The sequence below is a fragment of the Congregibacter sp. genome, assembly GCF_045107095.1.
In the GTDB taxonomy this organism is placed as follows: Bacteria; Pseudomonadota; Gammaproteobacteria; order Pseudomonadales; family Halieaceae; genus Congregibacter.
Genome location: NZ_JBGCFU010000065.1, coordinates 17,960 through 27,228, shown reverse-complemented (window position 1 = coordinate 27,228; position 9,269 = coordinate 17,960). Strand labels below are relative to the sequence as shown.

Sequence of the window (9,269 nt, the reverse complement as noted above, 5' to 3'; positions counted from 1 at the left end):
ACAATGAAGACTCGTAGCCAAAAAATAATTGACGGCGTTCTTGGTGACAACTCTCGACCTACAGATAACTCCCTTCGCGCAAAAGCGCTGCGCCGCGCAATGTCAGGAAAGACGCCTCGAACACTCACTCCCTGGGAGTGGGAAGAGTGGTATGCCGCGAATGGCGAAAAGATTGACTTCGCTGCGCGTGAGGAAAAGTAGAGGTACATCATTGCGATGACTATTGGTATAAGGATTCCCTCAGTGACGGGGATGGAGACCAATAGGGAATGCGCGAGAAGATCAGTTTTGAGAGCGACGGCCACGTTCTCAGTGGTGCCTTAGAGACACCTGAGTCTGAAGTACGCTGTTACGCCCTGTTTGCTCACTGTTTTACCTGTGGCAAAGACGTCGCCGCCGCGTCGCGTATTTCTCGTGCGCTCACCGCGCAAGGTATCGCGGTCCTGCGCTTCGACTTCACCGGTCTAGGTAACAGCGACGGTGACTTTGCGAATACCAACTTCTCCTCAAATCTGGAAGACCTTCTTGCGGCTGTTAATTATCTCCGAGAGCATTTCGATGCTCCTAAGCTACTGGTAGGCCATAGTTTGGGTGGCGCTGCCGTTTTGGCGATGGCGCACAAGGTGCCCGAGGCCACAGCGGTGGCTACCATCGGTGCACCCCATCGCGCCGAGCACGTACTGCACAACATGGCGTCGTCATTGGATGAGATTCGACGTGCCGGTGAGGCCAAGGTGAATCTGGCGGGTCGCGAGTTTTTGGTAAAGCGACAGTTTGTGGAAGATCTCGAATCTCACGACAGCGGCGCGATTAGCTCACTTCGTAAAGCGCTGTTGGTAATGCACGCTCCCTTGGATGCGACCGTGTCGATTGAGGAGGCTGAGAAAATCTATCTGGAGGCTCGTCATCCCAAGAGCTTCGTCAGTCTGGATGATGCCGATCACCTGTTGAGTAAACGAACTGACTCAGAGTATGTGGCATCGGTCATTGCCGGCTGGGCGAGTCGCTATCTGCCGGCTACCACCGAAGCCCCAAGGCGGTCGGTCGCATCGGGTGAAGTACTCGTGGAGGAGAAAGACCGTGTCTTTACCCAGCACGTTTACAGCGACACGCACCACTGGCTCGCGGACGAGCCCCGCTCGGTGGGCGGTGCGAACACCGGGCCAGATCCTTACGAGCATCTTCTTGCCTCGCTGGGTGCCTGCACTGCCATGACTCTGCGAATGTATGCTCGCAGAAAGAACCTTCCCCTTGAGCATGCTTCGGTCGTGCTCAAGCACAGCCGCAACTACGTCGTTGATTGCGAAACTTGCGAGGAAGGGACGGCAAAGATCGAATTAATCGAGCGGTTGGTTACTTTGGAGGGCGACCTGACCGATGATCAGCGGGAGAAGCTGTTGCAAATCGCTGATCGCTGTCCGGTGCATCGCACGCTTCACGGTGAGTTGAGGGTGAACACCATTCTTCAGTCATGACGGCTGTCTGGCGCTCTGCATATTTCCCGCATTAAGGTCGGGGTGCAGTGCCCGTTCTCGCCGTGCCGTCTTGCTATGATGCGGCATCGACGGAAGGGTGTTCATGCCAGACTTACTTATCGGAGCGATCGGTTTTAGCCTGTCCCAGGTGCTCTTGGGTTTGCTGCTATTGGCGCGTCAGCCCCGGTGGGGGATGAGTGAAAAGCTATTCGCGCTTTTTATGCTGGCGATCCTTGGATACCTTCTCACCCCCGTACTACGAGGAACGCCGTTGTCGCTGCTCGCGACCACGCTGCAAACTGCTACCCCCGGTCTTTTTTGGTTGCTTAGTCTCAGCATCTTCGACGATCGATTTCGTATGCAAGCCTGGCAGCTGTCCCTGGTGAAGTTCACGGTGTTTATGCCTCTTCTGGGCGCTCTCTTTTCCCTGGATGAATGGCGTTGGCTGTTCATCGACTTGCCGCAACTACTCGAGTTTGTACTTTTAGCACTGACCTTATGGGCTATCGTGCGTCACTGGCGTACTGATCTCGTGGAATCTCGTCGTCGCTTGCGGCTATGGTTCGTCGGTGTCAATGGCAGCTACCTGTTCATACTCATACTGTCGCGCGAAGTTCTTTTTCCCGGGGCAACCTGGTTGTACATTCTTGAGTACGTTCCACCCGCCGCACTCCTTCTTGCAGTGAACGTAGCGCTATTGCAGTACCGGCGAGGACTGCTCTTTACGGCTGTAGAGCCTCAAGCGGCACCCGTGGCTGCAAATGATGCTGTAAACGAGTCGGAAGACTCGGAGTTGGCAGTGCTTTTGCAGGAATTTATGGAAGATAGCGACGTTTGGAGGGAGATGGGCTTAAGTATCGGTGGTTTGGCGCAAAAATTGGAGGTCCCTGAGTATCGCTTGCGGCGCGCGATCAATGGTGCGCTGGGCTATCGTAACTTCAGCGATTTTTTGAGCAGTTATCGTATTCGCGAGACGGCAAAACGCCTCTCCAATCCTGAAGAAGACCACTTACCCGTGCTGACTATCGCTATGGATTCGGGATTCAGGTCATTGAGCTCGTTCAACAAGGCTTTTAAGGATACGCAGGGGCAAACACCGACAGCCTGGCGTAAAGCTCATCGGCAACAGAGCGGAGGGCTGGGCGACACTGCCGAGGAAGGCTCGCGAGACAAGTCTGCCAGTGCTTCAGCCTGAGCCCTGAAACTCACTATAAAAATACGGTTCAGCGGTGTTTTTTTAAGAATCTGACCACAAAAGCTGACGGATTTCTGAAATTAGGGAGATTTGCCGTACAAAAAGACGACAATTGCCCTTCTTTCGGGCATTTAGTCCGCGGCTCACTGCGGCATGGACAAACACAATGATCAAAACCAGACGTGTTATTTATTTTATTGCCGCGACTATGGCCGCGACCATCGGTCTGCTACATGCCACTTTGACTGTCGCCGCTGATGTCGATCTTGGTAAAGCCTTATACGCTCCTTGTGTAGCCTGTCATGGTGCAGATGGCGCCGGGATAGCGGCCATGAACGGACCTGCGCTAGCGGGGCAGGATGGTGCCTATTTAGAACGGCAGCTTCACAACTTTAAATCCGGTGTGCGGGGTAACGATGAGCGGGATACTCTAGGCAAGCAAATGCAGGGTATGGCCGCGCTTCTGGCCGATGAGGCCGCGGTAGCTAATGTCGTTGCCTATATAGGAAGCCTGCCTTCAGTTACCACTTCAGACACCATAGAACACGATCAGCGCAACGGTGAAGTGCAGTACAACGCCTCCTGTGGTGCTTGCCATGGCCCAGCGGGTAAAGGCAATTCGACGATGAATGCCCCGCGTTTAGCCGGACTGGATGAAGCCTACCTGCGCCGTCAGTACTCGAACTTTGCTGATGGAGTCCGTGGTTCTCACGAGGAGGACCGCTTGGGCCGGCAAATGCAGATGATGGCAACCATGTTGAGTACGGAAAAAGATGTAACCGACGTTATCGGATATCTTCTCTCTCAATGAAAGCACCCCTTTCAGTAAAGGCTTCCTCGCAATGAAGGCTCCCTTGCTCACAGCTTGCATCGTTGCCGTTATCGCGGGGTTTGCGGTAGTGGCCGCGAGTTCAAGTGACCTTGGGAATCCCACAAAGGATACGCAGGTGATCGCCAGCGCGGTGAATGCCTTCGCTGGGAGCGCGTTGGTTGGTGAGCAAGCTGCACCTGATAAGATCACACTAAGCGAACTTTGTCCGCCGAGCTTTGAGAAGACCGACGCTGGGGTCTGTGAGCTTCGCAACATGTATCAGTTCTATGACTCTCTCCAGAACCAGGGAGTCGGTGGGACGCAAACCGCCTTGCCAGCGCATCGCGACGGTTTTAGTCCGGAGCAAATTGACCTTGGTCGCTATCTCTTTTTTGATCCCGCGCTGTCCGGTGACGGCTCAACGTCGTGTGCAAGCTGTCACCACCCTGACCTGGGTTTTAGTGATGGTCGCGCGAGAGCGGTGGGTGTTGCCGGGCACGCGGTGAAACGGTCTTCACCCACGCTCTGGAATGTGGCCTTTCTAAAAAATCTGTTTTGGGATGCCCGAGCAGACAGTCTCGAAGAGCAAGCCCAGGGGCCGCTTTATTCTCCCGAAGAGATGGGTAACAACCCCGCACAGTTGCTCGCGACACTTCATGGCAGCGCAGAATACCGTCGACTGTTCCGCCAGGCTTTTCCTGACGGGCAACTGGATGAGATCAGCCTTCAGCAGGTTTATATTTCTCTGGCGGCCTTTCAGACATCGTTGATATCGCTAAATAGCCGTTACGATCGCTATGCGCACGGCTATCACGCGGCGCTGACCGACAAAGAAGTTGAAGGAATGAACGTGTTCCGTTCTTTTGTAGCTCGCTGCGCTGAGTGCCATACACCGCCATTGTTCACTAATCAGCAAGTTGCCGTTATTGGGTCTCCAGAGCCTCTCGGATTACCTTTGGATATTGGTGCCGAAGCGACATGGAATGCGCCCAAGATGAAGGGTGGTTTCAAAGTCCCTACCTTGCGCAATATCGCAAAGACTGCGCCCTACATGCACTCCGGCCGTTTTGGAACACTGCGAGAGGCCGTGGAGTTTTATACAGGCGGCCGTGGCCACGCGGTTCCCAAGGGCGTTGATATGCACATTCACTGGCATATCTGGGAGCCGAACCTGACCGACGACGAACTCGATCGTCTGGTGGATTTTTTGGGCGCACTGACTGACGAAACGTTTACCCCGGAGATACCCCGTCGGGTTCCCTCCGGTCTAACACCGATCGGCGTATCGCCGCTCACTGATTTCAATAACAGTAACAATACTTCGCGCGCCACGGCTGCAGTTGCAGATGGTGTAGAAGATCAAACGGTATATCTTGGGGGAGCATCATCATGAGTATGGGAAGAGTTTTGGCCGTGGTCTTGATCGCCGTCGCATTTGTGGCAGGCCTTCAATTCGGTAAAAAGGCTGGCGGGTCAGCACCAGTGATTACCACTGCTGGCAGTGGCGCGGCTTATGGTGGCAGCACCGCGGGCGGCGCTAGCGACGCGGATGTTGCTGCAGCGAAAGAGTTCATGGTGCAGGGCAGCAGCAAGTTTGTTGCGGGGCCGCCTATGTCTGATGTCGTCGTCACCGTTCGGGACGGCGAGTCCATTCAGGAAGCGGTGAAAGCCGCTGAGCCCGGAACCACGATCCACGTGATGCCTGGTACTTATAGCGAGACGGTTTACATCGACAAAGACGGTATCCGCCTGATCGGTATTGTCGAGGGTTCCGAGCGCGCGACGCTGCATGGTGAAGGCACCTTGAACGACGCTATCCTGTTCTCGGGTAACAACATCGTTGTCGAAGGATTCCTGATCACCAAGTACAAAGGCAACGCGATCATGAGTCAGGCGGGTAACAACTTTGAGATTCGCGACAACATTATTGTCGATACCGGGGTTTACGGCATCTTTCCGCAGTTGGGCACCAACGGTGTGGTTGAGCACAACGTCGTCTCTGGCATCGAAGATGCTGCGATTTACGTCGGCATGAGTGACAACATTCACGTGGCGTACAACGAAGTCTTCGACAGCGTCGCGGGTATCGAGATCGAGAATAGCCGTCACGCGATCGTAGAGAGCAACTTCGTTTACAACAACACCGGAGGTGTCCTCGCGTTCATTACTCCGGGGCTCCCAATAAAGACGACCTATGACGTCATCATCCGTAACAACTGGATCTCAGACAACAACACGCCAAACTTTGGTGCGCCTGGTTCTACGGTGGGGGGTATCCCTGCGGGCACGGGCATCATGATCATGGCGGCAGACGATGTGGTGATCGAAGGCAACATCATTACCAACAACAAGACTGTGGGAATTATGACCGTAGATCACAACACGGCGGCGGAGCTGACCAACGTCACCGTAGATCCCGAAGCCGATCCAAATTCCGATCGCCTGATGATTCTCAATAACACCATGCATAACAATGGCTACGAGACTATTCCCGAGATAAGGGGCCTCATGCTTGCCGATCTTAAGACCGGGAATCCGGATATCTTTGCTATCGGGCCAAGCAACGAGAGCTGCATTATCAATCGGCACCGTTATGTTCACTCAGGTATCGATGACTATGCTGAGTGTGCATTTACGAATACCACAACTATTGGCAACTATCTGATGCCACCCGTGGAGCCTCGAGTGATTGAGCCAGGTGAGCGCGGCAAGATTGCTTATCTAGGAATTTGCGCGGGTTGCCACACCTATGAAGGTCGCATGATTGGGCCTCCAGTAAAGATTATTCAAGCGCTTTATATGGAAAATCCCCATGGCCTTGCGGAGTACATTGCAGCGCCCGTGAAGAAGCGCGAAGACTATCCAGAAATGCCCAAGCAGGATTACCTGGATGAAGAGACTCGTCTGGCAGTGGCTGAATACATGCTGTCTGTCTCCCGCTAGAAGATTGCCGAGGGGGTAGCGCCGCTTTTCCATTAACTTTTAGGTGATAATGCGGCTCGGACTGTTGGGTCCGAGCCCAATTGTTCATGGAGAGCGTTAGCAATGGCCATAAAATCCTCTTGGGGACATATCAATATCAATGTCAGTGATATTGAGGCGTCTATAGCGTTTTATGAAAAGCTTGGATTTGGTGTTTTCCTGCCTACCATTCCTTACTTGAATTTAAGTCTGTTGCAGCAGAACACAGTTGATGAGGGAAGCGCGCGAGCCCTCGATCTGCCGGAGCGGCCAAGAGGTCGCGCCTGCATCATGCAAATGGACGATGGCTTCCCCAAACTTGATCTTACGGAATTCGCGGATCTTGATCAGCGCGAACCCCTGGGGAACAAGGACTTGGGTGTTGTGCGTATTTGTCTTATCTCCGAGGACTTGGCATCCGATTATCAGTCCCTCGTGGCTGATGGAGTGGAGTTTCTGTCACCGCCACAGCAGTGTCACGAGCGTCTCGCTGATGTTGCGACTTGTGTGGATCCGGACGGTACGCGCATTGAGCTACTGCAGGTTTATCTAGAGCGATGGGGAGCATTTCTCTAGAGGAGCTATCGTGTATGCCAAAGCAGTTAAACCCTCTTAGCTTCGAAGTTATCTATGGTCTCGCCTGTGAACGCAAAGGCGGCGCGGCAGCCGTCGATGCATTGTTGCCAAAGCCCTCGAGCAAAGCGAAGTTGCGCAAGCTATCCAGTGACCGATATCTGGCGGAGTTCACCCGAAAGGTGTTTCAGTCTGGCTTTGTCTGGCGAGTGGTGAACCAGAAGTGGGATAACTTTGAAGAGCTGTTCTGGGGCTTCGATATTGAGCGTCTATTGATGATGCCCGATGAAATGCTAGAGCGAAAAGCCAAGGACCCCGCGATCATTCGTAATTTCACGAAGGTAAAAACCATCCGCGAGAACGCCGCGATGATTGCCGAGACTGAACGCTGTGAAGGCAAGAGCTTTGGGCAGTTTATCGCCGAGTGGCCAACCGACGACGTGATTGGTTTGTGGAGTTATCTCAAAAAGCATGGCCACCGTTTGGGGGGTAACACCGGACCCTATGCCTTGCGGACTCTCGGTGTGGATAGTTTCTTGCTCACGCAGGACGTCGAGGGTTTTCTGCGCAATCGCGGAGTGATCGATGGAGGAGTGTCTAGCAAGAAATCCCTTCAAGCGACCCAGGAATTCTTCAATGAGCTTCAATCGCAATCGGGCCGATCTCTGTCGGCCCTGAGTCGCATTGTTTCCTTCAGTTACGGACAGAACGTCGTCGGTATTCAGCGCTAGGCTGTCTCTCGTACCGCGTCGCCAAGGGCTGCGCAAAGCTGCTCGATTTCGGCGTCCTCGATGACAAAGGGTAGGCCCAGCTGAATGGTGTCTCCCCCATAGCGAACGTAAAAGCCTTTCTCCCACATACGCATGCCCACCTCAAAGGGCCGAACCGTTGGATCTCCGTTCTTAGGCTCCAACGTTATCGCCGCGGCAAATCCATAGTTTCGAATATCGGCGATGTTAGGTATTCCGTGCAGAGCGTGTATGGCCTCTTCAAGAATGGGAGCTTTCTGAGCCACGCGTTGTGGTAGAGCTTCCTGTTCCAGGACATCAAGGGTTGCTAAAGCGGCGGCGCAGGCCACGGGGTGTGCCGAATAAGTGTAGCCGTGGAAGAACTCCAGCAGGTGCTCGGGAGCATCCTGGTTCATGAAGGTATCGTAAATTTCCTTACGGGCTACTACCGCGCCCATAGGAATAGCACCGTTAGTAATTTGCTTGGCGGTGTTCAAGATGTCGGGAACCACACCATAGGCGTCGGCGCCGGTCATTGCGCCACAGCGGCCGAAAGCAGTGATCACCTCGTCAAAGATAAGCAGTATGTTATGTGCCGTGCATATTTCCCGCAGGCGCTTGAGATAGCCCACAGGAGGTGGCAAAACACCCGCTGATCCCGCCATGGGCTCGACAATAACCGCGGCGATAGTGCTGGCATCGTGAAGAGCGATCATCTCCAACAACTGGTCCGCCAGATGGGCTCCGTGCTCGGGCATACCGCGTTGAAACTGATTTTCTGGAATCATTGTGTGAGAGAGATGGTCGGCCTCCAGACCTTGACCAAACATTTTGCGGTTGGCGGCGATACCGCCTACGGAAATACCGCCGAAGTTCACGCCGTGATAGCCCTTGATCCTCCCGATGAGACGGGTCTTGCTGGGCTGTCCCTTAAGGCGCCAGTAGGCCCGAGCCATTTTGAGAGAGGTGTCGGCCGACTCTGATCCCGACCCTGTAAAAAACACGTAATCCAAATCTTCTGGCATGAGGTTCCGCAGACGCTCGGCAAGCTGAAAGGACTTGGGCTGAGCAAACTGAAAGGCGGGTGAGTAATCCAGAGTGCGTAGCTGCTGATTCACAGCGTCTGCAATTTCCGGGCGGTTGTGGCCAAGTCCTGATGTCCATAAGCCCGACAGGCCATCCATAATGCGACGCCCTTTATCATCGATGTAGTAGATACCGTCGGCGGCCACGATGATACGCGGATCCTTTTTGAACTGACGATTACCGGAGTAGGCCATCCAATGCGCATCTAGACCAGCGTCAGTGATCGTGTCGGTCAATCCGGATGCTGAGTGCTCCAAAGGTTGTTCGATGCTGGTCATGGCGTTACTCCATTGTCAGACGGCTGGTTCTGACATATATCAGACGGCGAAAACGCAAGGCGCAAACTTCGCCATTTTCAATGCTCTTTGTTTACTATCTGCTTTGTAAGTAGCGAGCGGAATCACCCTTTAGGGGGATGAGTAAGAATTCACAGATAGCAT

9 protein-coding genes are annotated in these 9,269 nt (G+C 53.9%); 8 read left to right on the top strand and 1 reads right to left on the bottom strand.

Annotation, left to right across the window (positions count from 1 at the left end; genetic code table 11):
• The 8 genes from AB8B76_RS10205 to AB8B76_RS10170 all read left to right on the top strand — a co-directional run.
• On the top strand, window positions 1-201 hold a 201-nt coding region (locus AB8B76_RS10205; protein ID WP_405272210.1), incomplete at its 5' end, for a hypothetical protein.
• A 68-nt stretch (window positions 202-269) separates the two neighbouring features.
• Entirely contained in the window at window positions 270-1,475 is a 1,206-nt protein-coding gene (locus AB8B76_RS10200) for an alpha/beta fold hydrolase (RefSeq protein WP_405272209.1), read from the top strand.
• A 103-nt stretch (window positions 1,476-1,578) separates the two neighbouring features.
• Window positions 1,579-2,670 carry a helix-turn-helix domain-containing protein gene (locus tag AB8B76_RS10195; RefSeq protein ID WP_405272207.1) on the top strand — a complete coding sequence of 364 codons (1,092 nt, stop codon included), beginning with the start codon at window positions 1,579-1,581 and terminating at the stop codon, window positions 2,668-2,670.
• Between the two features lie 166 nt (window positions 2,671-2,836).
• Complete coding sequence (locus AB8B76_RS10190; RefSeq protein WP_405272206.1) at window positions 2,837-3,481, top strand: c-type cytochrome; 645 nt, start codon at window positions 2,837-2,839, stop codon at window positions 3,479-3,481.
• A 31-nt stretch (window positions 3,482-3,512) separates the two neighbouring features.
• Window positions 3,513-4,874 (top strand): cytochrome-c peroxidase, encoded by a 1,362-nt coding sequence (locus tag AB8B76_RS10185; RefSeq protein ID WP_405272204.1) that lies wholly within the window; start codon window positions 3,513-3,515, stop codon window positions 4,872-4,874.
• A complete protein-coding gene (locus tag AB8B76_RS10180) occupies window positions 4,871-6,424 on the top strand; it encodes a parallel beta-helix domain-containing protein (protein ID WP_405272203.1) in 1,554 nt (517 codons plus the stop codon). The genes AB8B76_RS10185 and AB8B76_RS10180 overlap by 4 nt, the downstream gene beginning before the upstream one ends.
• Window positions 6,425-6,526: 102 nt before the next feature.
• A complete protein-coding gene (locus AB8B76_RS10175; protein ID WP_405272202.1) occupies window positions 6,527-7,018 on the top strand; it encodes a VOC family protein in 492 nt (163 codons plus the stop codon).
• 14 nt (window positions 7,019-7,032) lie between these two features.
• The gene (locus AB8B76_RS10170; protein ID WP_405272201.1) at window positions 7,033-7,746 is read left to right on the top strand and encodes a DNA-3-methyladenine glycosylase I; all 714 of its coding nucleotides are present in this window, start codon (window positions 7,033-7,035) and stop codon (window positions 7,744-7,746) included.
• Here AB8B76_RS10170 and AB8B76_RS10165 read toward each other — a convergent pair.
• Complete coding sequence (locus AB8B76_RS10165; RefSeq protein ID WP_405272200.1) at window positions 7,743-9,107, bottom strand: aspartate aminotransferase family protein; 1,365 nt, start codon at window positions 9,105-9,107, stop codon at window positions 7,743-7,745. The two genes, AB8B76_RS10170 and AB8B76_RS10165, sit on opposite strands and share 4 nt — an antisense overlap.
• Between the last annotated feature and the right edge of the window lie 162 nt (window positions 9,108-9,269).

What these genes read in the sequence shown, in the direction of transcription:
- AB8B76_RS10200 (WP_405272209.1), top strand. Translation starts at nt 270, where the DNA reads ATGCGCGAGAAGATCAGTTTTGAGAGCGACGGCCACGTTCTCAGTGGT.
- AB8B76_RS10195 (WP_405272207.1), top strand. Translation starts at nt 1,579, where the DNA reads ATGCCAGACTTACTTATCGGAGCGATCGGTTTTAGCCTGTCCCAGGTG.
- AB8B76_RS10190 (WP_405272206.1), top strand. Translation starts at nt 2,837, where the DNA reads ATGATCAAAACCAGACGTGTTATTTATTTTATTGCCGCGACTATGGCC.
- AB8B76_RS10185 (WP_405272204.1), top strand. Translation starts at nt 3,513, where the DNA reads ATGAAGGCTCCCTTGCTCACAGCTTGCATCGTTGCCGTTATCGCGGGG.
- AB8B76_RS10180 (WP_405272203.1), top strand. Translation starts at nt 4,871, where the DNA reads ATGAGTATGGGAAGAGTTTTGGCCGTGGTCTTGATCGCCGTCGCATTT.
- AB8B76_RS10175 (WP_405272202.1), top strand. Translation starts at nt 6,527, where the DNA reads ATGGCCATAAAATCCTCTTGGGGACATATCAATATCAATGTCAGTGAT.
- AB8B76_RS10170 (WP_405272201.1), top strand. Translation starts at nt 7,033, where the DNA reads ATGCCAAAGCAGTTAAACCCTCTTAGCTTCGAAGTTATCTATGGTCTC.
- AB8B76_RS10165 (WP_405272200.1), bottom strand. Translation starts at nt 9,107, where the DNA reads ATGACCAGCATCGAACAACCTTTGGAGCACTCAGCATCCGGATTGACC.